This window comes from Amycolatopsis sp., assembly GCF_036008905.1.
Taxonomy (GTDB): domain Bacteria; phylum Actinomycetota; class Actinomycetes; order Mycobacteriales; family Pseudonocardiaceae; genus Amycolatopsis.
Genome location: NZ_DASYMU010000237.1, coordinates 1 through 24,576, shown reverse-complemented (window position 1 = coordinate 24,576; position 24,576 = coordinate 1). Strand labels below are relative to the sequence as shown.

Annotated in this window: 15 protein-coding genes; 9 read left to right on the top strand and 6 right to left on the bottom strand. The window is 68.3% G+C overall.

Annotation, left to right across the window (positions count from 1 at the left end):
- Positions 1 to 25: 25 nt before the first annotated feature.
- Positions 26 to 1,600: a 4-hydroxyphenylacetate 3-hydroxylase family protein gene (locus tag VGP60_RS37925; RefSeq protein ID WP_327553040.1), complete on the bottom strand. Its 1,575-nt coding sequence runs from the start codon at positions 1,598 to 1,600 to the stop codon at positions 26 to 28.
- Between the two features lie 340 nt (positions 1,601 to 1,940).
- Complete coding sequence (locus VGP60_RS37920) at positions 1,941 to 3,416, bottom strand: multicopper oxidase family protein (RefSeq protein ID WP_327553039.1); 1,476 nt, start codon at positions 3,414 to 3,416, stop codon at positions 1,941 to 1,943.
- A 354-nt stretch (positions 3,417 to 3,770) separates the two neighbouring features.
- On the opposite strand from VGP60_RS37920, the gene VGP60_RS37915 reads away from it, so the two are divergent.
- From VGP60_RS37915 to VGP60_RS37880, 8 genes are all read left to right on the top strand, one after another.
- Positions 3,771 to 5,951 carry a molybdopterin-dependent oxidoreductase gene (locus VGP60_RS37915; RefSeq protein ID WP_327553038.1) on the top strand — a complete coding sequence of 727 codons (2,181 nt, stop codon included), beginning with the start codon at positions 3,771 to 3,773 and terminating at the stop codon, positions 5,949 to 5,951.
- Positions 5,952 to 6,045: 94 nt separating this feature from the next.
- Entirely contained in the window at positions 6,046 to 7,266 is a 1,221-nt protein-coding gene (locus tag VGP60_RS37910) for a DegT/DnrJ/EryC1/StrS family aminotransferase (protein ID WP_327553037.1), read from the top strand.
- Between the two features lie 40 nt (positions 7,267 to 7,306).
- On the top strand, positions 7,307 to 8,596 hold the full coding sequence (locus VGP60_RS37905) for a nucleotide disphospho-sugar-binding domain-containing protein (RefSeq protein WP_327553036.1): 1,290 nt from the start codon (positions 7,307 to 7,309) through the stop codon (positions 8,594 to 8,596).
- Between the two features lie 18 nt (positions 8,597 to 8,614).
- Complete coding sequence (locus VGP60_RS37900; RefSeq protein ID WP_327553035.1) at positions 8,615 to 9,217, top strand: dTDP-4-dehydrorhamnose 3,5-epimerase family protein; 603 nt, start codon at positions 8,615 to 8,617, stop codon at positions 9,215 to 9,217.
- Positions 9,218 to 9,343: 126 nt separating this feature from the next.
- Positions 9,344 to 10,600, top strand: coding sequence for a class I SAM-dependent methyltransferase (locus tag VGP60_RS37895; RefSeq protein WP_327553034.1), 1,257 nt, complete (start codon positions 9,344 to 9,346; stop codon positions 10,598 to 10,600).
- Positions 10,601 to 10,632: 32 nt separating this feature from the next.
- Positions 10,633 to 12,012 carry an NDP-hexose 2,3-dehydratase family protein gene (locus VGP60_RS37890; RefSeq protein ID WP_327553033.1) on the top strand — a complete coding sequence of 460 codons (1,380 nt, stop codon included), beginning with the start codon at positions 10,633 to 10,635 and terminating at the stop codon, positions 12,010 to 12,012.
- Between the two features lie 28 nt (positions 12,013 to 12,040).
- Positions 12,041 to 12,991, top strand: coding sequence for a Gfo/Idh/MocA family oxidoreductase (locus tag VGP60_RS37885; protein ID WP_327553032.1), 951 nt, complete (start codon positions 12,041 to 12,043; stop codon positions 12,989 to 12,991).
- 2 nt (positions 12,992 to 12,993) lie between these two features.
- Complete coding sequence (locus tag VGP60_RS37880; RefSeq protein ID WP_327553031.1) at positions 12,994 to 13,212, top strand: MbtH family protein; 219 nt, start codon at positions 12,994 to 12,996, stop codon at positions 13,210 to 13,212.
- 58 nt (positions 13,213 to 13,270) lie between these two features.
- Here VGP60_RS37880 and VGP60_RS41865 read toward each other — a convergent pair whose 3' ends face one another.
- Both VGP60_RS41865 and VGP60_RS41860 read right to left on the bottom strand, forming a co-directional pair.
- Positions 13,271 to 13,483 carry a hypothetical protein gene (locus VGP60_RS41865; protein WP_414640469.1) on the bottom strand — a complete coding sequence of 71 codons (213 nt, stop codon included), beginning with the start codon at positions 13,481 to 13,483 and terminating at the stop codon, positions 13,271 to 13,273.
- Positions 13,484 to 13,609: 126 nt separating this feature from the next.
- The gene (locus VGP60_RS41860) at positions 13,610 to 13,885 is read right to left on the bottom strand and encodes a hypothetical protein (protein ID WP_414640468.1); all 276 of its coding nucleotides are present in this window, start codon (positions 13,883 to 13,885) and stop codon (positions 13,610 to 13,612) included.
- On the opposite strand from VGP60_RS41860, the gene VGP60_RS41855 reads away from it, so the two are divergent.
- Positions 13,872 to 14,462 (top strand): transposase, encoded by a 591-nt coding sequence (locus VGP60_RS41855; RefSeq protein WP_414640467.1) that lies wholly within the window; start codon positions 13,872 to 13,874, stop codon positions 14,460 to 14,462. The genes VGP60_RS41860 and VGP60_RS41855 overlap by 14 nt on opposite strands.
- Positions 14,463 to 14,645: 183 nt before the next feature.
- On the opposite strand, the gene VGP60_RS37870 is transcribed toward VGP60_RS41855, so the two are convergent.
- Complete coding sequence (locus tag VGP60_RS37870; RefSeq protein WP_327553030.1) at positions 14,646 to 21,896, bottom strand: non-ribosomal peptide synthetase/type I polyketide synthase; 7,251 nt, start codon at positions 21,894 to 21,896, stop codon at positions 14,646 to 14,648.
- Positions 21,889 to 24,576, bottom strand: a 2,688-nt coding sequence (locus VGP60_RS37865; RefSeq protein ID WP_327553029.1) for an amino acid adenylation domain-containing protein, incomplete at its 5' end; no start/stop codon positions are given. The genes VGP60_RS37865 and VGP60_RS37870, both read right to left, overlap by 8 nt.

Genomic DNA, 24,576 nt, shown 5'->3' with positions numbered 1-24,576 from the left:
ACGCCGTGTCTTGACAAAGCAAGGCTCAGGCAGCGAAGCCGCCGCCGAGGAGGTCCTCGCGCAGCCGGGTCAGGTCGGGGAAGGTGGCGAGATCCGGCACAGTCCAGCCGTCGAGGTCGTACTCGCCGAGGCATTCGTCGACGAACGCCTTGTACCCGTTGACCTGGCCGCCCGCGATCTGGGAGAAGAGCAGCTCCAGCCGGGTGTTCTCGTGGTTGCCGGAGTAGTTGCGCTCGTACAGTTCGTGCCGGCCGCCGAATTCGGTGCCGACGGCGTCCCACACCAGCTTCATCAGCTTCACCCGGTCGACGGCGGTGGCCCCGCCCGAACCGCGGACGTACTTGTCCAGGTACGGCCGGATCTCCGGGTTCTTGAAGTCCTCGGCGCTGGAATTGAGGTAGATCAGGCCGCTGGCGACGTCCTGCATGATGATCTCGCGGATCCGGGGGTAGCCGATCTGCATGAACCACCGATAGGCGAGCCCGTACTGCGGATTGGGCAGCACCGCGCCGTTGTTCCATTCGATCGGGTTGCGCGCGGACGCGTCGGAAAGCGCCCAGAAGAGGTTGCGCCAGGCCAGCACTTCGCCGAGTCTGCTCTGCACCCCGCGGAAATCCTCGGTGCCGGTGAGCTCCAGTGCCTTGGCCAGCAGCCCGGCGATGAACTCGATCTTCACCGCCAGCCGGGTGCAGCCGTGGAAGGTGAACCGCTCGACGAACCCCGAGCGCCCGGTGAACATCTTCACCTTGCCGAGGTCGCCGTAGATGAACACGTTCTCCCACGGGATGAGGACCTTGTCCAGCACGAGAATGGTGTCGTTCTCGTCCAGCCGGGAGGACAGCGGATAGTCGAATGGGCTGCCCATGACCGCGGCTGTCGCCGAGTAGGAGGTGCGGCAGATCAGCTTCACTCCCGGCGCGCCCATCGGGACCGTGGCCACCAGCGCGAACTTCCGGTCCTTGATCGGCAGACCGTAGTGGGCGATGAAGTTGTAGTGGGTGAGCGCGGACCCGGTCGCGACCACCTTGGCGCCGCTGACGATCAGCCCGGAGTCGGTCTCCTTCTCCACGTGGATGAACACGTCGGCGACCTCGTCCGGCGGACGGTTCCGGTCGACCGGGGGATGCACGATCGCGTGATTCCAGTACAGGACCTTCTCCTGCGATTCGCGGTACCACCGGCGCGCGTTGTCCGCGAACGGCTCGTAGAACTCCGCGTTCGCGCCGAGGGTGCCGAGGAAGGCGGCCTTGTAGTCCGGGCTCCGGCCCATCCAGCCGTAGCTCATCCGCGCCCATTTCGCGATGGCCTGCTGATCGGCCACCAGGTCCTCGGCACTATGTGGGGTCGTGAAGAACCGGTGGGTGTAGCCGCCGGTGCCGGCGTCGGTCCGGGTGGTGAGCACGTCCCGCGTTTCCGGGTCGTGCAGGGCGTCGTAGAGGCGCGCTGTCATGCGGACCGGGTTGTGGAACGCCGGATGGGTGGTGACGTCCTTGACGCGGTCGCCGTAGAGATAGATCTCGCGGTCGTCACGCAGGCTCTCGATGTATTCGGCGCCGTTCAACGGCCGGGTCCCGGCTGGGATGTCCTGTTCGCCCGTCACGAGATTGTTCCCTCATTCCTGCCAACAGCACGCACGTGGAAGTTCCTCGGACGTCCAGCCTTTCACCGCGGCCTCCAGGTGGCATCTCCTCCGGTGCGAAGATGCTTACCCGGAGCGGCGGCCGATATCCTTTGGTGCGAACGGAAAAACGGGGGCGGCGAGGAGTACTCGCCGCCCCCGCGCCGGTTTCACGATCTAGGTCGTGTCTGGCAAATCAAGTTCGCGGTCTCCGCGCCCAGGCGGCCCCTGACGGCACGGACCCGGTACGAGGGCAAATCCCCCGCACCGCCAGGAACCACCTGGATCACGAAGCCCATCGAACAGATTCACCAGACACGACCTAGGGGACGATCTTCATCTGGGCCATCATCCCGACCGAGGAGTGCTCCAGGAAATGGCAGTGGTACACGTATCTCCCGAGGTAGTCGCTGTCGAACGTGGCCTGTAGCCGGACGGATTTGCCCGCCGGGATCGGCACGGTGTCCTTGAGGCCCGCGTCGTCGAGGGTGGGTGGCTGGCTGTCGCGATCCAGTATCCGGAACTGCACGAGATGCAGGTGGAAGTTGTGCTCGAAACCGAAGGAACCATCGCCGTTGGTGACCCGCCAGATTTCCGAAGTGCCCCGCCTGATCACGAAGTCGTCCCGGTCGGGGTCGTACGGCCTGCCGTTCACCAGACCCACCGGGTCGCCCGAGAGGTCGAAACTCAGCGATACCTCCCGGTTGGTCTTCGTGGCCGGGAGCGCGGCCAGCGGGCGGAGCGCGGCGGGCACCCGGCTGTGGTCGGCGACCGGACGTGTCACGTCGAACCGCAGCACCGGCCCGGTTTCGTCGGCGAGCACGAGCTGATCGCCCGGTTTGTTGCGGGAGAAGTCCACCACGATCTCGGTTCGCTCACCGGGCCCGAGCCCGATGTCGCTCCGGATCACCGGGGCCGGCAGCAGACCGCCGTCGGAACCGATCTGGATCATCTCCGCCCCGCCGAGCCGCAACCGGAAGGTCCGTTCGTTGGCGCAGTTGAGAAACCGGAAGCGGTACTTGCGGGCGGCGACCTGGAAGTACGGCTGCGGTTTCCCGTTGGCCAGGATGACGTTGCGCAGCCGTGGGTCCCCGTAGACCAAGGTGCCCCGTTCGTCGAACTGGGCGTCCCGGAGCATGATCGGGACGTCGAACTCCCCGTCCGGCAGGCGCAGCGACGCCTCCGCCGGGTCTTCGATCAGGTAGAAACCGTGCAGGCCACGGTAGACGTGCTCGGCTTCGGTGTGATGGCTGTGATCGTGGTACCACAGCGTGGCGCCCTGCTGTCTGTTCGGATATTCGTAGGTCCGCGACTGGCCGGGCTGGAGCAGGTCCGTCGGGTGGCCGTCACTGGCGGCGGGCACGTGTCCGCCGTGCAGATGGACGTTGACCGGTTCGGTGTGCCGGTTCTGGTAGGTGACCAGCACGCGCCTCCCGGTCCTCGCGCGGATGGTCGGCCCGCCGAACCGGCCGCCGTAACTGAGCATCTGGGTGGTGAGACCGGGCAGGATCTGGACGTTCGCCTGCTCGATGGCGATCCGGTAGATGTCGGTGTTGTCCTTGCTCTCCAACGGGGTCAGTACCTGCGGTACCGGCATCGGCACCGAGTAAGCGGCACCGGTCGATGCGTCGGCACCGGTGTACAGCACCGATCCGTGGTGCTGCTGAAGCAAAGTGCCCTGAGTGGCGTGTCCCGCCGGGCGGATCATCGCCGCCTGGCTCGTCCCGCAGGCAGGCAGGAACAACGCCCCACCGAGCAGACCGCCGCCGAGCGTGAGTGCCTTACGTCTGTTCAGCATTGAAGCCCCCATTCTCCAAATACGCGTGTAATCCAGAAAAAAACCAACGGTGGAGATTTTCCAAACACACGCGAAATCCAGGAGAAGCTCAGGGTGATGCGGCGTGTGTAATGGGTAGTCAGGTAGCGACGTCCACTACAGCCCCAGTGCCGGACATCGTTCCACGAAGTTGCCGCACGCCTTTCGCGTGAGGCCCGTCGATCCTGCCATGGTGGCGGTATGCAGGGCTATCTCTGTTTGTGCTCATTACCCTTTGCGGTTGAAAGGGGACAGTGAGTAAAGAGCATTTCTCGATATTCCCCTTTGTCGTGAAGGCCCGACATGATGGCCGCTCGGCCAATTCGGGGAGCACCCATGCGAACAGCGCACCGTACGTGTCCACTTTGTGAGGCCGCCTGCGGTCTTCGACTGGAACTCGACGATTCCGGGCTGGTTTCGTCGATCCGGGGTGACGAGAAAGATCCATTCTCCCGAGGATTCCTCTGCCCGAAGGGCGCCAGTCTCGGGGCACTCGACGAAGATCCGGACCGGCTGCGCGTTCCGATGGTCCGGGAGAACGGCGAGTGGCGCGAGGCGGACTGGGACGAGGCTTTCCGGCTGGTCGACGAGGGACTGAAGAAGGTCTTCGAAGCCCGCGGCCGTGACGCGGTGGCGGTGTACTTCGGCAACCCGACCTTCCACACGATGGCCGGGTTCGCCTATCGCCGTCCCCTCACCGAAGTGCTGGGCACCCGCAACGTGTACTCCGCCGCCACCATCGACCAGATGCCGAAGCACGTCGCGTCCGGGCTGATGCTCGGCGACCCGATGGCGGTCGCCGTGGCCGACCTCGACCGCACGGATTATCTGCTTGTACTGGGCGCGAATCCGGTGGAATCCAACGGTTCACTGTGCGTGGCCCCCGACTTTCCCAAGCGCCTCAAGGCTTTACGCGCCCGCGGTGGCAAGCTGGTCGTCGTCGACCCGCGCCGGACCAGGACAGCCGCGCTCGCCGACGAGCACCTGTTCGTCCGGCCCGGCACCGACGTCTGCCTGCTGTTCGGCATCGTCCACACCCTGTTCGCCGAGAACCTCACCACCATCGGCATCGACGTGGCGGGTTTGGCGGAGCTGCGGGGTGTCGCCGAGGAGTTCACCCCGGCCGCCGTCGAGCGGGTGTGCGGAGTCCCGGCCGGCGACATCGCGCGGCTGGCGCGTGAGCTCGCGGCCGCGCCCACCGCCGCGGTCTACGCCCGTATCGGTACCAGTACCGTCGAATTCGGCACGCTGGGGCAGTGGCTCGTCGACGTGATCAACATCCTCACCGGCAACTTCGACCGCCCGGGTGGGGTGATGTTCACCAAGACCGCCGCGCTCGAGATCTTCCGCACCGGACAGCCCTACACCCAGGGGAACTGGAAAAGCCGGGTACGCGAGCTCCCGGAGGCGCTCGGCGAGCTGCCGGTGGCCACTCTCGCCGACGAGATCGAGACCCCCGGTGAGGGACAGGTCAGGGCACTGATCACGGTGGCGGGAAACCCCGCGCTGTCGGCACCCAACGGGCCGCGGCTGGAACGGGCGCTGGGCGAGCTCGACTTCATGGTGTGCGTCGATCCCTACCTGAACGAGACGACCCGGCACGCCGACGTCATCCTGCCGCCGCCGCGCATGCTGCAGATGCCGCACTACGACTTTCTGGTGCAGACCATCATGGTGCGCAACTACACCAGGTTCTCCCCACAGATCCTGCCGCTGGGACCGGACCAGCGCTCCGAGGCGGAGATCATGGCGAAGCTCATCCTGATCGCCACCGGTGCCGGCGCGGACGCCGATCCGGCGATGTTCGACGAGATGATGCTGGACCACATCCTGCGCGGGGCGACCGAGGCGCCCGGTTCACCCTTCGAGGGCCGGGACGTCGCCGAGCTGCGGGCTGGTCTCGAAGGCGAAAGCGGACCGGAGCTGTTGCTGGACGCGCTGCTCGAACTGGGCCCCTACGGCCTTTCGCTGGCGCAACTGCGGGCGGAACCGCACGGTATCGACCTCGGCCCGCTGGAACCGCGGGCGAAGGAACTGGTCACCACCGAGTCCGGCCAGGTTGAGCTGGCGCCCGCGGCGCTGATCGAGGACGTCGAACGCCTGCGGCGGCGGATGGCGGACCCCGCGCCCAAGACCGTCCTCATCGGACGGAGACAGCTGCGGTCCAACAACAGCTGGCTGCACAACGTGCCCGCCCTCGTCGGCGGGAGCAATCGGTGCACCCTGCACGTCAATCCGCGGGACGTGGCCGAGTTCGGCCTCGGTGACCGCGTCACCGTCCGGTCCGCCGCCGGTGAGCTCACCGTGCCGGTCGAGCCCACGGACACGATCATGCCCGGCGTCGTGAGCCTGCCGCACGGCTGGGGCCACGCCGGCACCGCGCAGTCCGTCGCGGCGGCGCACGCCGGTGTCAACGCCAACACGCTCACCGACGAAACGGTCGTGGACGTCCCGTCGGGTAACGCGGTGTTCAACGGAGTGGCGGTCACCCTCTTCGCTGTCTCCGACACTGACTGACTCGGCGGTGACGGAGGAGGCCGACGTCCGCGTTCGGAATGGATGGCGGTGCCGGAACACCGAGCATGATTGAGGAATTCGGGTGATCGCCGTTATGACACGCTTGTCCGAGAAGATGAAAACGGAGAACGACCAGGCATCCGCCCGGCTGAAAGGACGCACGATGATCCACATGTTCCAGCCGAGCGTCGGTGCCGAAGAACTCGAAGCCATCGGCGAGGTGTTCGACAGCAACTGGCTGGGATACGGGCCACGGACGCAGGCGTTCGAGAAGGAGTTCGCCGACCATCTCGGCGTGCCGCCGGAATCGGTCCTCTTCATCAACTCCGCCACCTCCGGGCTGCATCTCACGATGGAGCTGCTCGACGTCGGGCCCGGTGACGACGTCCTGCTGCCTTCGGTGAGTTTCGTGGCCAACGCCAACTCCGTCGCCGCCCGCGGCGCGCGCCCCGTCTTCTTCGACGTCGACCCCCACACGCTCAACCCTTCCGTCGCCGACATCGAGGCGGCACTGACGCCGCGGACGAAGGCGGTGACGGTGCTGCACTACGGCGGTCAGCCGGGCGACATCATCGCCATCACCGCGCTGTGCGAGGAGCGCGGGATACCGCTGATCGAGGACGCCGCCTGCTCGGTGGGTTCGAGTGTGGACGGCAAGGCCTGCGGCAGCTTCGGTGACATCGGGATCTGGAGCTTCGACTCGCGCAAGATCATCACCACCGGCGACGGCGGCATGATCTACGTCCGCGACCCCGAGCTGGCGCGCCGGGCCCACCGCCTCGCTTACCACGGCTTAGAGGATCGAGGCGCCTTCGCCACCGCGGCCAAGGACCCGCGCCGGTGGTGGGACCTGACCGTCCACGACCTCGGCCGTCGGCTGATCGGCAACGACGTCACCGCCGCCATCGGCCGCGTCCAGCTCCGCCGCCTGCCCGACTTCATCTCCCGGCGCGGGGCCATCGCGGCCGAGTACAACCGGTTGCTGTCCGGCTGCGAGGGCGTCCTGCTCCCGCCGGAGCCGCCTGACGGCCACGTCTCGACGAACTACTTCTACTGGGTGCGGCTCGACGCCGAAATCCGGGACGCGGTGGCCGAAGACCTGCTGGCGCAAGGCGTCTACACCACTTTCCGCTATCCGCCGCTGCACGAAGTCCCGCTCTACGGAGCGGACGTCGTCCTGCCGGGAACCGACGAGGCCGCGGCCACCATCCTGCTTCTCCCGCTGCATCAGGCGCTGAGCGAAGAGGACGTGCGACGGGTGGCCAGGGAACTCCGGGTCGCCGTGGAGCGCCGCACGCACCGCCGTGCCGCTTGAGCCGCCGCCGGATCAGAACGCCGTAACTGGGAGAAAGCCAATGCGAGTCCTCTTTCTGACCTGTCCGAGCAAGACCCATCTGTACGCGATGGCCCCGTTGGCCTGGGCGCTTCAGACGGCGGGGCACCACGTGCGCGTCGCCGGTCAGCTCGACCCCGTGGGACTGACAGCCGACGACATCGCGGGCACCGGCCTCACCGCGGTGTCGATCGGCGAGGAGCTCGACGTGGGCGCGATGGTGGCCGACGCGGTGGCCGAGAGCACGCAGCCGGTGGCCGTCGACAGTCCGTTCGAGCAGCGTCGGAAATCGGTCCAAAGTGAATACACCGACGCGGATGTGTACACCGAGCTCGAATTGCTGGCGCGCTACCACTTCCTGAGCTTCAGCCCGGATTCCCTGATCGAAGACGCGGTGCGCTACGCGCGCGGCTGGAAACCGGACCTGGTGATCTGGGACGGGATGACCATGGCCTTCGTCGGTCCGCTGGTCGCGCGGGCCTGTGGTGCCGCGCACGCCCGCTTCGTGTTCGGCACGGACGCGCTGGTCCAGCTGCGCACCGCGGCCAGGGAACAGGGTCTCGGCGACCCGATCCGGGACTGCCTGCAGCCGATCCTCGAGCGGTACGGCCTGGACTACGACGAGGAGATGGTGCTGGGCCAGTGGTCGATCAGCGACATGCCGTCGTGGACCTGGCAGCCGCCCGGCATCGATTACCTCAGGATGCGCCCGGTGCCGTACAACGGCCCCGCGATGCTGCCGGCCTGGCTGCTCGAAGAGCCCGAACGCCCGCGCGTCTGCATCACCCTCGGCCTGTCGTACCGGGAGTTGAACGCCGGTCCGTCGGCGGGCAACCTCCTGCAGGCGGTCGCCGATCTGGACGTGGAGGTCGTCGTCACCCTCAGCCAGGAGCAGCTGGCGGCGCTGCCGAGCCTGCCGGACAACGTCCGCGCGATCGACTTCGTCCCGATGACGGCGTTGCTGCCCACCTGTTCGGCCATCGTCCACCACGGCGGCCACGGCACGTTCATCTCGGCGCTCGAACACGGCGTCCCGCAGCTTTTGGTGCCAGGCAAGGTCGGGAAGGACAAGTGGTGGGGCCCGCTGGCTGTCGCCAACGGGCTGGAGGAGCAGGGCGCGGGCGTGTACGTGAGCGATCCGGGGCGGTTGACGCCGGAGGTGCTGCGGGAGAGTCTCCTGCGGGTGCTGAAGGATCCGGAGTTCGGCGAGAACGCCGCTCGCCTTCGTGCGGAGGCCGCTGCGATACCGACGCCGAACGACATCGTCGTGGCCATCGAGAAACTGACCGTCGAACATCGTGGACGCCGCTGATTCGTCCTTGGAGACCTGGTGCGCATACGTGAGCTTTCCGTCGACGGTGCCTTCGAAATCACCCCGGACATTTCCCGCGACGATCGTGGGCTCTTCGTCTCCCCTTTCCAGCAGACCCCCTTTCTGGAGGCGACCGGCCGGCCGTTGTTCGCGGTGGCACAGACCAATCACAGCCGATCCCGCCGGGGCGTGGTCCGGGGCGTCCATTTCACGGTGGCGCCACCGGGCTGCGCCAAATACGTTTACTGCCCGCAGGGGGCGGCGCTCGATATCGTGGTGGATATTCGCGTGGGTTCGCCGACCTTCGGTAAATGGGACGCAGTCGAGGTCGGTCCGCGGCATTTCCGTTCGGTCTACTTCCCGGTCGGCGTCGGACACGCGTTCGTCTCCTACCGGGACGGCACCGTCATGTCCTACATGATTTCGGGGGAGTACATGCCGGAGAACGAGCTCGCGCTCTCCATGCTGGACCCGTATCTCGGACTCCCGCTGCCGAGGGATGTCGAGCCGATAATGTCCGAGCGGGACCGGGTGGCGCCCACTCTCGCCGAGGCCGAAGAACGGGGAATGCTCCCGGTGTACGAGAAGTGCAAAGAAGTGGAAGCGGCTTTGTGGCGCTGACCTCAGGCACGCAATTCAGAAGGTGACCGCGGTCTCGTTCGAGGCCATGCTCAGTAGCGAGTGTCGTCTCGAGTGAGCCGCTGACGTCTCGGGGCCGAACTCGAATGGTAACCAAGCGGAGGCATTGTGACCATCACCGAAGATACGGCCGTCATCGAGTGCACCGAGTGCCGCATTTGCGGGAATCGCGACCTATTGTCCGTGCTGGACCTGGGAACGCAGGCGCTGACCGGTATTTTCCCCCGCCCCGGCCAGAACGTGCCGACCGCGCCGCTGGAACTCGTCAGGTGCGGCCCGGGCGGCTGCGGACTGATTCAGATGCGGCACACCGCCGACCTCTCGCTCATGTACGGCGAACACTACGGCTACCGCTCAAGCGTCCGGCCCTTCATGATCAACCACCTGCGCCGGAAGGTCGAGCAGCTCACCGGCTTGGTCGACCTGGACCGCACCGACCTGGTCCTCGACATCGGCAGCAACGACGCGACCCTGCTGCGCGCGTACCCGGCCGACGGCCTCACCAGGGTGGGCATCGATCCCACCGGGGAGAAGTGGCGCGAGTACTACCCCGACGACATCGGCCTGATCCCGGACTTCTTCTCGAAGGCGGCGTTCGCCGGGGAGTACGGCGAGCGCAAGGCCAAGATCGTCACCTCGATCGCGATGTTCTACGACCTGCCCGACCCACTCGGGTTCATGGCCGAGGTGCGCGACGTCCTCACCGACGACGGTGTGTGGATGATCGAGATGAGCTACGCGCTTCCGCTGCTCCAGATCCCCGCCTACGACGCGGTGTGCCACGAGCATCTCGAGTACTACACGCTGCGCCAGATCGAGTGGATGGCGCAGCGCGTCGGGCTCACCTTGACCACGGCCGAGATCACCGACGTCAACGGCGGCAGCCTGTGCGTCACGCTGGTCAAGGACCCGGCTGGGCACAAGGTCGACACCGCCGAGATCGAGCGGATCCGCCGGCGGGAGGCCGAACTCGAACTGGAGACCCCGGCACCGTACGAGGCGTTCGCCCGCCGCGTCGGCGAACACCGCGACAAGTTGCGCACCTTCCTCGACGATTCGCGCGCGGCCGGCAAGCTGACCGTCGGCTACGGCGCGTCGACCAAGGGCAACGTGATCCTGCAGTACTGCGGGATCACCACCGACGACCTGCCCTGCGTCGGTGAGGTCAGCCGGGAGAAGCACGGGGCCACCACTCCCGGCAGCGGTATCCCGATCGTCTCCGAGGAAGACGCCAAGGCGTTGCGGCCCGACCAGCTGCTGGTGCTGCCGTGGGTCCACAGTGGCGGGTTCGTCGAGCGGGAGCAGGAGTTCCTGGCGGGCGGCGGAAAACTGGTCTTCCCGCTGCCGTCCATCTCCGCGGTCTGACCCCGGATCGCCCACCCGAGGAGAGGAACAGCATGTCAAGTTCGGCAAGCCACGCTGACGACTTCTTGGCATCGGCCTTGGCGGCGATCAGCCCGGAGACCCCTGATCCCGACTTCTTTCTCAAGGAACGGTACGAATCCTCGTCGTACAAGGTGGAGGAAGTCCCGCTGGAGAGCTTGGCCGACTGGCGGGTGGACGATCGTCTCGTCCACTCCTCAGGGCGCTTCTTCACCATCGAGGGGCTGTCCGTTCGAACGAACTTCGGGCCGACCTCGCGGTGGTGCCAGCCGATCATCGTGCAACCCGACATCGGGATACTGGGGATCCTGGTAAAACGGATCAACGGGGTACACCACTTCCTGATGCAGGTGAAGATGGAGCCGGGCAACACCAGCCTGGTCCAGTACGCGGCGACCGTGCAGGCCACCCAGAGCAACTACCAGCGGATCCACGGTGGACGGTCCACGCCGTACCTGGAGTACTTCCTGAAGCCCACCCGCGGACGCGTCCTCGTGGACAGACTGCTTTCGGAGCACGCGTCCTGGTATCTCCACAAGCGGAACCGCAACATGATCGTGGAGCTCCCGCCGGACGAGGAGTTCCCGATCGGGGACGACTTCGCGTGGCTCACTCTCGGCCAGGTGCGGCGTCAACTCGCGCTCGGGAACGTGAACATGAACGCCCGCACCGTGCTGGCGTGCATCTCCTACGCGGGCGCCGAGGTCCCTCAGGGCAACGGCCCGCTGGACGACGAGTTCCACGCCCAGGTCATCGAGTCACACCGCTCGCGGCGTTCGGACGCCGACTTCGCCGCCGAGATGACCTGGATCATCGACCAGAAGGAGAACTTCACGCTGGACGTCAAGCGGATCGGCTTGCGGGAGATGGACGGCTGGGTCTGCGACGGCGGAAGTATCCGGCATCGCGACGGTGACTACTTCCGGATAATCGGCCTCTCCGTGGAGGCGACGAGCCGGGAGGTCGGCACGTGGTCGCAGCCGATGCTCGAACCCGTTCCCGGCAACCTCGTCGCCTTCGTCTGCCAGCGTCGTTCGGGCGTGCTCCAGTTCCTGGTCCAGGCGATGGTCCAGCCGGGCTCCACCGACCGGCTCGAACTCGCCGCGACGATCCAGCTCGCACCGGGCTACACGCGGGGAGTGGCTCTTCCACCGCTCGTGGAGTACCTCACCGCGGCGGTTTCCCGGGTGCGGCTGGAGTCCGTGCAGTCGGAGGACGGCGGCCGGTTCCAGCGGGCGGACACCAGGCATGTCGTGATCGAAATCCCCGAAGGCCACCCCGTCAACGCGCCGGACAACTACCGGTGGATGACGCTCGGTCTGCTCAACCGGCTCACGCATTTCGGCTACTACGTCAACGTCGAGGCGCGGAGCCTCATGGCCTGCCTTCTCTGAGAAGGCCACCAGCGAACCCACGAGAGCCATGGAACTACTTCTGATCGGCCTGTCACGATTCGCGCGGCGCCGGGTGCTGCCCGCTGTCGCGGCCATGGACGAGATCAAGACGATGAACCTCGCGAGCTCTCATGCCGAATCCGCCGGCTCGCTTCCGAAGCTGGGACGGGTACACGCCGAGTGGCGTGCGGCCCTGGACGTCGAGGACCCTTGCCTGGTCTACGTTTCGCTGGTGAACGGCGAACACGCGCCCGCTGTCCGGTACGCGCTCGATCGCGGGCACCACGTGGTCGTGGACAAGCCGGGTTTCCTGAGCCTGGACGCGGCCGAGGAGATGGTGGCACTCGCCCGGTCGCATTCCCGCGTGCTCGCGGAGGCGACGAACTATACGTTCCACCCGATGTTTTCCGCGGCTTCGTCCTTCGTCGAGGATCTCGATACGGAGATCACGAAGGTCGTGGCGGTGTTCACCCCGCCCGTGCCCACCGGCGACTTTCGGCACGATCGCGAGAAAGGCGGGGGCGCCCTGCTCGACACCGGGCCGTACATGGCGTCACTGGGCCGGATTCTGTGGGGCGTGGAGCCGGAACGGGTGGACGTGATCGTGGGAGATCGCACCGCTGACGGTCTTGAGACCTCTTACAGCGTGTTGGCGGGTTATCCGGGAGGGAAGACCATCGTCGGGCAGTTCGGCTTCACGACCCATTATCGGAACTCGCTTCAGTTGCTAGGGCGCGGTGTCGTCGTCGAGTTCGAACGTCCCTTTTCGGCGTTGCCGGACATGATCGTGGACATCCGGGTCGATTCCCGGGGGGAGAGCGAGATCAGGAGTGTGCTCCCCGCCGACAGCATGCGGATATTCCTCTCCGGAGTCGTTCACGCGGTGAACACCGGATCACGGGAGTTCGACGCCCCGTTGCTCAGCGACGCCCGGACCCTCGCCCGTCTCATCCAAGCCGCGTCAAACCACGGGAGTTGAAGATGACGAACGTTTTCGATGACGAGACCGGGACCTTCCTGGTCCTCGTGAACGACGAAGGCCAGCACAGCCTGTGGCCGTCCGCGATCGATGTCCCCACGGGCTGGGCCGTCGCCCACGGCGCGTCCGGCCGGGAGTCCTGTGTGGACTACATCGGCACCCACTGGACCGACCCGCGCCCGCGCTCCCTCTCCGTCCGAATGGACGCCACGCACTATTGATGGCTCGTCTCGGAATGCTGCCCTGAACGGCGCGTTCGTGTCACTCACCAACGCGGTATCAGCACAGTTCACCGACGACACTCTCGTGTCCTGCGCCGGACTGGTCCCCCTGATCCGGCTGACCGAAAACATCGACCTGCCCGACCTGATCAACCACCGCGTCGACCTGGGAATCCCCGTCGGCGCGAACAGCGACGCCAAAGCCCTGTCCATCATCGCGGGCATGGCCGCCGGCGCCGACAGCATCGACGACCTCGACCTCATCCGCCACGGCGCCATGCCACGACTGTTCCACCGACTCCGCGCACCCTCAACCTGCGGATCCTGGCTACGCGGATTCACCCACGGCCACACCCGCCAGCTCACCTCCGTCGCAGGAGAAGCCCTCGTCCGACTCTCACAGCAGATGCCGCTGCTGCCCGGCGCCGACCAGCTCGCGTTCCTCGACATCGACGCCAAAATCACCGAAATCTACGGCCACCACAAAGACGGCGCCGGGTTCGCCTACAACGGGATCCGCAGCCTGAACCACCTCATCGCCACCCTGTCCAGCCCGATCTGCGCCCCGGTGATCCTCACCGCGCAACTGCCGCGGCAACATCACCGCGATCCGCACCGCAGGAGCGTATTTCTCCGTCACCGCCCAGAAAAACACCGCAGTGAACACCGCCATCGCCACGATCGACGAGGACGCGTGGAGCCACGTCGACTACCGCCACCCCATCCCCGACCCGCAGACCGGGGAACTGATCACCCACACCGCGTTCACCAACACCACCGAGAACCCCGGACGGGCCGTCACCGCACGACTGCTGGTGCGCCGCACCCCCCGATTCACCACCAACGACCAAGGCGAACTGTTCCGCACCTGGATCTACCAGGCGGTGTTCACCGACACCGGATTCGACCTGATGACCGCGGACGAACAGCACCGCGGACACGCGATCGTCGAACAGGTCTTCGCCGACCTGCACGACTCCGCGCTGGCGCATTTCCCCTCCGGCCGGTTCGCCGCCAACCAGGCCTGGCTGACCCTCGCGGTCCTCACCCACAACCTGCTGCGCGCCGCAGGCGTGCTGGCCAGCACGTTTCACGCCAAAGCCCGCACCGCGACCCTGCGCCGGCATTTGATCACCGTGCCCGCGCGCGTCACCCGCACCGCCCGCCGGATCACCCTGCGACTACCGACGAACTGGCCCTGGCAACACCACTACCAAGACCTATTCACCGCCACAGCCCGAACAGCCTGACCCACCGCCCCTACGACCCGGAGACCACAGTGGACACCCCGGTGCGACGCCGGGTCACCCACCCACGCCCACACACCCACACAAGATCAACACCACACCAGCAAGACCACCACACAAACCACCGGTGGATCCAGGCTCAATGACCGTAACGCGTCGTTCATGGCAGCTAGCGGCACGCTGGCCTCAGCGGATGCGTTTCAGGGTGGTGGCGATGAGCGGGCCGATCTCCTTGAGCGGGCCCTGGCGCAGCATCTCCGGGTGGGCGCAGTCGACGTGGTGTTCGGTGAAGTCGCCGGTGATATGACGTTGCCACGCCTCGGGTTCCGGCCAGCCGGGCAGGCGCCCGCGGGTCGCGGTGAGGTGGACGGCGTCGCCGTCGAAGTGTCCCGGCTCAGCCTCGGCGATGAGTCGCTGGGTATGCACGGCCGTGTCCACAAGCGACAGCACCAGTGTTTCGTCCATTGTGGACTTCAAGGCGAGCTCCGCGGCGGACGGCTCGTCCAGGTCGACGCCGAGGTCTTCGGCGAGGGTCAGCACGATGTCCTGCCGGTCCAGGTCTTCGGACCGGCAGGACGTGGCGCCGAGCCGGGGATAGGAGTCCAGCAGCGCCAGGAACGACACCTGTTCCCCGCCGGCCTGGAGACGGCAGGCGATGGCGTGGGCGATGTTCCCGCCCGCCGACCAGCCGAGCAGATGGTACGGGCCCTCGGGCTGGGCCTCGCGGATCTGTGCCAGGTAGTCCTCCACGAGCACGTCGAGGTCCTGTGGCCGCTGGTCCGGCCGGGTGGTGCCGCGGGCCTGCAGGGCGAACACCGGACGGTCCGGCAGATACGGCAGCAGGGACGCGTAGCACCAGCCGAGCCCGGAAATGGGGTGCACACAGAACAGCGGGGCCGAGTTCCCGGAGACCCGCAGCGGCAGCAGCACCTCGATGCCGATGTCCGAGCCGGTCGTGCGGTCGAGCTCCGCGGCGAGGCTTCCCGGCGTCGGCGCGGTGAACAGCGTCCGCACCGCGAGTTCGACGCCGAGCACCGAGCGGACCCGGCTCACCAGCCTGGCGGCCAGCAGGGAATGCCCGCCCAGCTCGAAGAAGCCGTCGTCGACGCCGACGCGTTCGAGGCCGAGGACTTCCGCGTACAGACCGCACAGCGCTTCTTCCCGCACGGTCCGCGGTTCGCGGGAAGCGGCCTCCGCGGTGAATTCGGGCGCGGGCAGGGCTTTGCGGTCGAGCTTCCCGCTCGTTGTCAACGGCATGGCCGCCATCGAGACGAACGCGACGGGCACCATGTAGCCGGGCAGGGATTCCCGCGCCGACTCCCGCAGCACACCCGGGGTGACGGTCGCTCCGGTGGTGGGCACCACGTAGGCGACCAGACGCGGATCTCCCGGCCGGTCCTCCCGCACGATCACCGAAACCTGGTCCACCGACGGGTCTCGGGCCAGCACGGCCTCGATCTCGCCGGTTTCGATCCGGAAGCCCCGGATCTTCACCTGGTGATCGGTGCGGCCAAGGTAGTCGAGCGTGCCGCCGTTCTGCCAGCGCACCAGGTCTCCGGTCCGGTACATCCGCGTACCCGGCTCGCCGAACGGATCGGCGACGAACCGCGCGGCGGTGAGCTCCGGGCGGCCGAGGTAGCCGCGGGCCAACCCCGCGCCGGCGAGGTACAGCTCACCGGCCACGCCGGGGGGCACAGGGCGCAGACCGGCGTCGAGGACGTAGGCGGCCGTGTTGAGCAGTGGGGTGCCCAATGAGACCGGGCTTCCCGCGACGATCGGGCTGTACAGCGTGTCGACCGTGCATTCGGTGGGCCCGTAGTAGTTGTACGCCGCGGTTTTCGGCGCGGCGGCAAGGGTTTCCCACAGCTTCGCGTCGATCGCCTCACCACCGACGGAGAGAATCGCCGGCGGACGCCGGTGCTCGTCGAGCAGGCCGGCCGCGATCAGGGGCTCGGCGTAGGACGGGGTCAGGTCGAGGAAGTCGATGCGGTTCTCGGTCACGTAGGTGACGAGCGCGTCGGTGTCGGCCCTGGTGTCCTCGTCGATGACGTGCAGCACGTGCCCGCCCACCAGCCACAGCAGCTCGTCCCACGAGGTGTCGAACGAGAACGAAGCCGTGATGGCGACATGGACCTGCGCCCCGCCCACGGCGGCCGGCTCGAACAGCGTCTGCCGGTGGGCGTGGAACAGGTTGACCACACTGCGGTGCTCGACAACGACCGCCTTGGGGACGCCGGTGGACCCCGAGGTGTAGATCAGGTAAGCCGGGTTCTCCGGGGACAACGGGATGGGCCGCTCGGTGTTCGTGAGATCGTGCGACGCGAGCGCGCCCAGCCGCGAGCCGGTCTCGGCGTCGTCGAGGAACAGCCGCGCCGCGCCTTCGAGCGGAATCCCGCCGGACGAAGCGGCGGTGGTGACGACCAGCACGGGGGAGGCGTCGCCGATCATGTGGGCGATGCGGTCCGCTGGGAGGTCCGGGTCGATCGGCAGGTAGGCGGCCCCGGTCTTCAGCACGGCCATGATCGCCACGACGAAGTCCGCCGAGCGCGGCAAAGCCAGCGCCACACACCGCTCCGCCCGTGCCCCTTTGGAGACGAGCAACCGGGCGAGCCGGTTCGCCCGGTCGTCGAGCTCCCGGAAGGTCAGCGTCGCGTCCTTGGCGACGACGGCGAGCGCGGACGGCGTCTGCCGGGCTTGCCACTCGAACAGCTCCACCACGGTGCCGGTCGGCAGGTCGGCGGCGGTGTCGTTCCAGCCGATCAGGAGCTGGTGGCGGTCGGCGGCCGAGAGCAGATCGGCCTGGCCGATGGGCTGCCCGGGCGCCGCGGCGAAGGCCGACAGCAGGGTCTCGAGATGCCGGAGGAACCGGTCCGCGGTCTCGCCGTCGAACAGGTCGGTGTTGTACTCCAGCCGGCAGTCCAGGCCGCGGGGGGTGTCGTGGACGTCGAGCGCCAGGTCCAGCTGCGACGCGCTGGTCCCCAGCTGCGGGAATTCCACGTCCAGCCCGTCCATGCGCAGTTCGTGGTCTGGCATGTTCAGCAGGTTGAACATCACCTGGAACAGCGGGTTTCGGCTGGGGTCACGCGGCGGGTTGAGCTCCTCGACCAGCCGGTCGAACGGCAGGTCCTGGTGCGCGAAGGCGCCGGACGCCGTCTCCCGCACCCGGGCGAGCAGCTCGGTGAACGGCGTGCCGCCGTCGAGTCCGGTCCGCAGCACCAGGGTGTTCACGAAGAACCCGACCAGGTTCTCGAGCTCGACCTGCGTGCGCCCGGCCACCGGCGTGCCGACGCAGATGTCCTCCGCGCCGCTGTAGCGGTGCAGCAGGGCCTGCAACCCGCCGAGCAGGGTCATGTAGAGCGTGACGTGGTTCTCCCGGCTGAGCTCTCGCAGCCGCTCGGCCAGCTCCGGGGGGAGCAGCCGCGTGGCCGCCGCCCCGGCGTAGGTCTGCACGCGGGGCCGGGGCCGGTCGGCAGGCAGGTCGAGACTCGGCGGCGCACCGGCCAGCCGGGTGCGCCAGTAGTCGATGTCCGAGTCGATCGCGGACGCCAGTTGTTCGTGCTGCCACACCGCGAAGTCGCCGTACTGCAGGGGAAGCTCACCGAGGGGTGACGGCAGGCCGTGCTTGAAGCTCTCGTAGAGCGCGCTGAGCTCCGAGCTGATGACGTCGAGCGACCAGCCGTCGAAGACGATGTGGTGCCCGCACATCAGCAGGATGTGGTGGGTCGCGTCGAGCCGGAACAGGTTGACCCGGAACAGCGGTCCGCCCGCGAGATCGAACGGCCGCGCCAGGTCTTCGTCGACCAGTCGCCACAACGCCTCCTCGCTCCCGCCGGGAACCTCGGCCACCGGCAGCTCCACCGGCGCGGCGGGCAGCACCACCTGGACCGGGCCTCCGTCCACCTCCGGCAGGGCGGTCCGGAGCACCTCATGCCGACGGACGATCTCGGTGAACGCCGCGGCCATCGCATGCTCGTCGAGCTCGCCGGTCAGCCGCAACGCGAGCGGGACCAGGTACGCCGACTGGGAATCCACCTGATCGAGGAACCAGAGCCGCCGCTGCACGAACGCGACGGGCAACGGAGCCTCGGACACGGGTCGCGCGACGATCGTGGTCCGTCCGGTGACGGTGTTGTCGAGCACCGCGACGGCCATCTCGGCCACGGTCGGGTTGTCCAGGACGGCGTCGATCGGGATCTCGGTGTCGAACCGCGCCCGCAGCCGCGCCGCGAGCTGGGTGGCGAGCAGTGAATGACCGCCCAGCTCGAAGAAGTTGTCGTGGATCCCGATCCGCGCTATGCCGAGGAGCTCCTGCCAGAGCCCGGCGATCTCCGCTTCGGCGTCGTTCCGCGGCGCCGAATAGGTGTCGTCCAAGTCCTCGCCGGGTTCTTCCGCGGCGAGGATTTCGGTGATATACGCGGCTTCCTCTTCTTCGAGCGCCCACCACCGGCCGCCGGTCCAGGCGTGCACCCCGCCTCGCGCCGGTATCGCCGGCGGCCGCTCGGGTGAGGGCCCGGCACCGACGTCGAGCACGGTGACCCCGGGTGCGCGCAGCTGTCCGGCCAAGCCGGATTCGGCACCGATCAGGACAAGCCGTACCCCGTGGGAGCCGCAGCGTTCGGTCAGCCGTGCCAGAGCCGCGGCGAAGTCTTCACCGGGGCTGTCCGGAACCACGACCGCGATGCCCGGCGCCAGAGCCGCGTCCTGGACGACTTCGTCGACCGCATTGTCCATTTCGGACTGGGCAACCGACACGACTTCGACGCCGTCCTCCGCCAGCCGCGAAGTCCAGCCTTCGGCCGCGCCGATCGTGACCAGCGCGTCGAACTTCCGGCCGTCACCGGTGGATCGCGGGTTCCGGCGTGGCTGCGAGCAGTCGGTCTTGGCGAAGGGATGGGTGGGCAGCGCGCAGCGTCGCGGGGTGCCGGTGGTCAGGTTTTCGAGGCCGACGTCGATCCCGCGCTCCCACAACCGTCCCAGCGCCGCGAGCAAGCCGGCCTCTTCGGTCTCCCCGGTGCGTCCCGCGAGCGGCACGGCGAGATGCTCCGCGGTCCACGCCCGGTGGCCACGCAGCATCCGTGTCATCGTCTGGCCCGGCCCGAGCTCCAGGAACACGCGCGCCGAACCGTCGAGCAGCGTGTCGATGCACCGGGACAGCCAGACGGTGCTGCTGGCGTGGTCGACCCAGTAGCCGGGTTCGACGACCCGGTCGGGATTCGCCCAGCCACCGGTGAAATTGGACAGGAACGGCAATACCGGCCGGGTGTTCGGGGTCGCGCGGACAACGTGGCCCAGCTGTTCGGCGGCCGGGCGGACCGCCGCGGTGTGGTAGGCGCCGTCCAGGTCGAGCAGCCTGTCGCTGATCCCCTCGGCACGCAGCTCCTCGATGGTCTCGGCGGGCCCGGCGACCACCGAATAACTTGGTGTCTCAATGGCGAGCGCGAGATCCGCCCGCTCGGCGAGCAGTTCGCGGACCTCCTCCGGCGCGCCCGGCACGGCCAGCATCAGCCCCGGAGCGACCGCCTTGAGCAGCTGTCCTCGTTCGTGGGTCAGCATGAGCGCGTCCGACGGGGTCCACAGCCCGGCCACGGTCGCCGCGACGAGTTCGCCCGCGCTGTGCCCGAGCATGCCGACCGGTTCGAGGCCGAACTCCCAGAACTGCCGGGAAAGGGCGTATCCCAGCGCGAACAGGCTCAGCTGCTGGTGGGTCATCTCCTTCAGCCAGGCGGGATCGGCGTCCGGGCGCAGCACGGTGGACAGGTCGATCCCGAGCCGGCTTCGCGCCTCCGCGGCGAGTTCGTCGAAGACCTCGCGGAAGACCGGGAGCAGCCGGTGTGCCGCGCCGCCGAAACCGGACTTGAGCACACTCGTGCCGGGGAACAGGAACGCGACGTCGTTGCCGGTCGCCACCCGTGTCGCCGGAGTGCCGGCGCGTAATGCCTCCACGGCTTCGGCCCGGTCGGTGGCGACGACCGTGCTGCGGTGGGGGAAACGCCTTCGTCCGGCGGCCAGCGTCCACGCGACGTCGTCGAGCGGGATGGCGTCACCGCTGTCCTCGAGGTGGGTGGCCAGGTTCTCCTTCAGTTCGCGCAGCGCGACGGGGGTGGCCGCCGAAACGCAGAAGACACGCGGCCCGCTCCTGTCTCTGTCCACAGTGGATGAAGGGGGTGATTCCAGTACCGCGTGGGCGTTCGTGCCGCCGACGCCGAACGAGCTGACCCCGGCCAGCAACGGGCCTTCCGGTGTCCAGTGCCGCAGTTCGGTGGCGATCCGGAACGGCGAGGTCTCCAGCTCCAGCCCGGGGTTGGGCGTTTCGTAGTGCAGGGTCGGGACGAGCTCCCGGTGCCGCAGCATCAGCGCGGTCTTGATCACCCCGGCGACGCCCGCCGCCGAGCCGGTGTGCCCGATATTGCTCTTCACCGCGCCGAGCAGGCAGAAACCGGTGCGCTCGGTGGACTCGCGGAAGGCCGCGGTGAGGGCGGCGACCTCGATGGGGTCGCCCACCTTCGTCCCGGTGCCGTGCGCTTCCACATAGCCGATGTCCGCCGCGTCGACCCCGGCCTGGGCGTGCGCGAACTGGATGACCTCACGCTGGCCCGCGATCGACGGCGCGCTGTAGCCGATCTTCTCGCGGCCGTCGTTGTTCAGGGCCGAGCCGCGCAGCACCGCGACGATCCGGTCACCGTCGCGTACCGCGTCTTCCAAGCGCCGCAACACGATCACGCCGACCCCGCTGCTGCCGACGGTCCCGGTCGCGCGCGCGTCGAACGGGCGGCAGTGTCCGTCCTCGGACTGGATGTAGCCCTCTTCGTAGAGGTAGCCGGTGGCTTGCGGGAGCCACAACGCGACACCGCCCGCCAGCGCGGCGTCACACTCGTAGCCGAGCAGGCTCTGCGCCGCCTGATGGATCGCGACCAGCGACGTCGAACAGGCGGACTGGACGGTCATCGCCGGTCCGCGCAGCCCGAGCTTGTAGGCGACCCGGGTGGCGAGGAAATCCTTGTCGTAGCCCACCAGCCGGGCGAATTCGTCCCCACCGGGCGCGGGAAGTTCGGGGTTCACGATGTCGCAGCCCGCGAAGACCCCGATCCACCCGCCGAACCGGTCCGGATCCACGCCCGCGTCGTCGAGCGCGGTCGAGCAGGACTCGAGGAAGACCCGTTGCTGCGGGTCCATGTTGACCGCCTCGGCGGGGCTGTAGCCGAAGAAGGCCCGGTCGAAGAGCTCGCCGTTTTCGATGATCCCCCTGGCGGGCACGTACCGCGGGTGGCGCACCAGCGCGGGCTCCACCCCGGCCGCGACGAGCTGTTCCGGCGCGAACCGGCTGATGCCCTCGACGCCGCCGCGCAGGTTCCGCCAGTACTCGCCGACGTTGTTCGCGCCGGGCAGCCGGCAAGCCATGCCGACGATCGCCACCGCCGTGCTGTCGTTGTCACTCATCGCTCGTCCCCATCTTCGCCGAACGTGTCGGCCGCGCTTTACGTGCCCGCGAACGTGAAGCACGATCCTTGGCGTCGGCCGCGGTGGACTTCTCCTCGCGCAGTGGCGAACCGAGCGCCTTGGCGAGGGCCTGCACCGTCGGGTATTCGAACAGCTCCCGGATGGGCAGCGACACCGACAGCTCTTCCTGCAGCCGCGAATGCAGTGTGGCCAGCAGCAGGGAGTTGCCGCCGAGGTCGAAGAAGTTGTCGTGTGCGCCGACCGAACCGATCCCGAGCACCCGGGCCCACACCCCGGCGATCCGTTGTTCGAGCCCGGCTTCCGGGGCCTGGAAAGCGGTCCGGCCCGCCATGTCGTCGCGGCCGGGCCGCGGCAGGCGGCCGGTGTCGAGCTTGCCACGGGAGTTCATCGGCAGCTCGGGCAGCCAGACCAGCGCGTCGGGCACCATGAACTCCGGCAGCTGCTGCTTGATCCTGGCGAGCACCACCGACGAATCGGCCTGCGCGCTGTCCTCGGCGACCAGGTACGCCACGAGCTGCGCGGTGTCGTCGGGGAAGGTGCGCACGACGGCTTGGCGGATCAGGGGATCGCGCCGCAGCTGAGACTCGATCTCCTGGGGCTCCACCCGGTAGCCACGGACCTTGAGCTGGCGGTCGAGCCGTCCGAGGTACTCGACCGTGCCGTCCGGCAGCCAGCGGCCGCGGTCGCCGGTGCGGTACATCCAGGCGGGCTCGCCGTCGGGTCCCAGTGCCGAGAAGCGTTGCCGTGTCAGGTCTTCGCGCCGCCAGTAACCCTGCGACACGGTGGCGCCGTCCACCTGGATCTCGCCCGGAATGCCGATGGGACAACGGTTTCCCGCACTGTCCAGAACGTAGAGCCGGACGCCGTCGACCGGACGGCCGACACAGTTGAGCGCGGTCGCCGTCGAGCGGTCCAGGACATGGGTCGTGGTGATGTAGGTTTCCGTCGGCCCGTAGGCGTCACAGATCCCGTAGCCGGTGGCCGGTGGCTGCCCGGTGAGCGGCGAACCCGCGAAGATCAGCCAGCGCAGCGAAGGCAGCGCGGTGCCGTCGGCCCACAGCGTCTCGGCCAGCGGGGTCGGGGTGAAGAACATGGTGACGTCCTGCTCGCCGAGCCACGCGACGAGCTCGGGCACGACCAGCGGCGGTTCGTACGGCAGGAGTTCCGCGCCGGAGCACAGCGCCGGCCAAATCTCGTACTCGGCCATGTCGAAGGCGACACTGTGGATCTGGCTGATCCGATCGGCGGGCCCGACGCCGAAGGTGTCGATATGCCACCGGGTCACGTGCCCGAGGCTGCGGTGGCTGTACGCCACGCCTTTCGGCTCCCCGGTGGTGCCCGAGGTGTAGAGCACGTACGCGGTCGACTCGGGATCGGGCAGCGCGGCCGGGGCCGACCCGTGCCCGGCGGGAATCCCGGCGACGTCGATCACCGCGACACCACCGGGATTCGCCTCGCGCAGTGCCGCCGGATCGTCGGTGACCACCGCGCAGGCTTCGAGGTCATCGAGGATGAACCGGACGCGCGCGGCCGGGTACACCGGGTCCAGCGGGCAGAACACGCACCCGGCCTTCCACGCGGCGAGCATCGCGACCACGAGCTCCGGGCCGCGGGGCAGCAGCAGAGCCACGACCGGGCGTTCGCCGCGGACGTGAGTCCGTATCGCCGCCGCCATCGTCTCCGCGCGCTGGTCCAGTTCGGCGTAGCTGATGACGCCGTGGGCGTGACGGATCGCCGGGGCGCCGGGTGTGGCCGCGACCGACTGGGCGAACATGGCCGGAGCCGAGGTCACCGCCCCGGCGGGGGCGATCTGCTCAAAGCGGGTGAGCTCGGCGAGCTCACCCGGGCCGACCAGGTCGAGGGTCCGCACCGGCTGGTCGGCGACCTCGGCGAAGGAGTCGACCAGCTTGCCGAGCCAGCCTGCCATCCGCTGGACCTCGCCGCCGGTGAAACGGTCGCCCCGGTGGAGGATCGTGCCGCGCAGCTGCCCGTCGCTCTCTTCGAAGCCGACGGTCAGCGCGAACTTGGCGGCGTACCCGGCACCGTCGTGGTCGAGGGGGATCGGGCTGAGGTCCAACCCGCCCACTTCCGCGGTCTCGTTGGCCGCGGAGGTGGCCGCCAAGGTGACGTCGGCGTACGGGATCCAGCCGGGACGGCGTGGCGGCCTCAGCCGGTCGACGACGTCCTCGAAGGGCACACGCTGGTGGTCGAAGGCGTCCAGCACGGTGCCCCGCATCGCGCGCAGGAGATCGGTGAGCGTGGCGCCCTCGTCGTGTTCCGAGCGCACCACGACGGTGTTCAGGCACGGGCCCAGCACGTCGGCGAATCCGTCGCGGTTGGCCACCGGCAGGCCGAAGGTGACGTCCGGCTGCCCGGTCCAGCGGTGGAGCAACGCCGCCAGCGCGGTCGCCGCCACCATGAACCAGGACACGCCGTGTTCGATCTGGACACTCCGGAGCCGCTCGAGCGCGCCGGGCGCCAGCGGGATCGGGACGGACCCCGGCGGACCGCTCCGCAGCGGCGGGGTCAGCGGCAGGAAGGCCGGCGCGCCGTCGAGCGCCCTCGCCCATTTTTCGACACCCTCGCCGTGCGCGGTGCTCGCCCGCTCGGCGACCTGGGCACGGGCGAAGGCGGAATACTGCGCGCTGGGGGAGTCCTG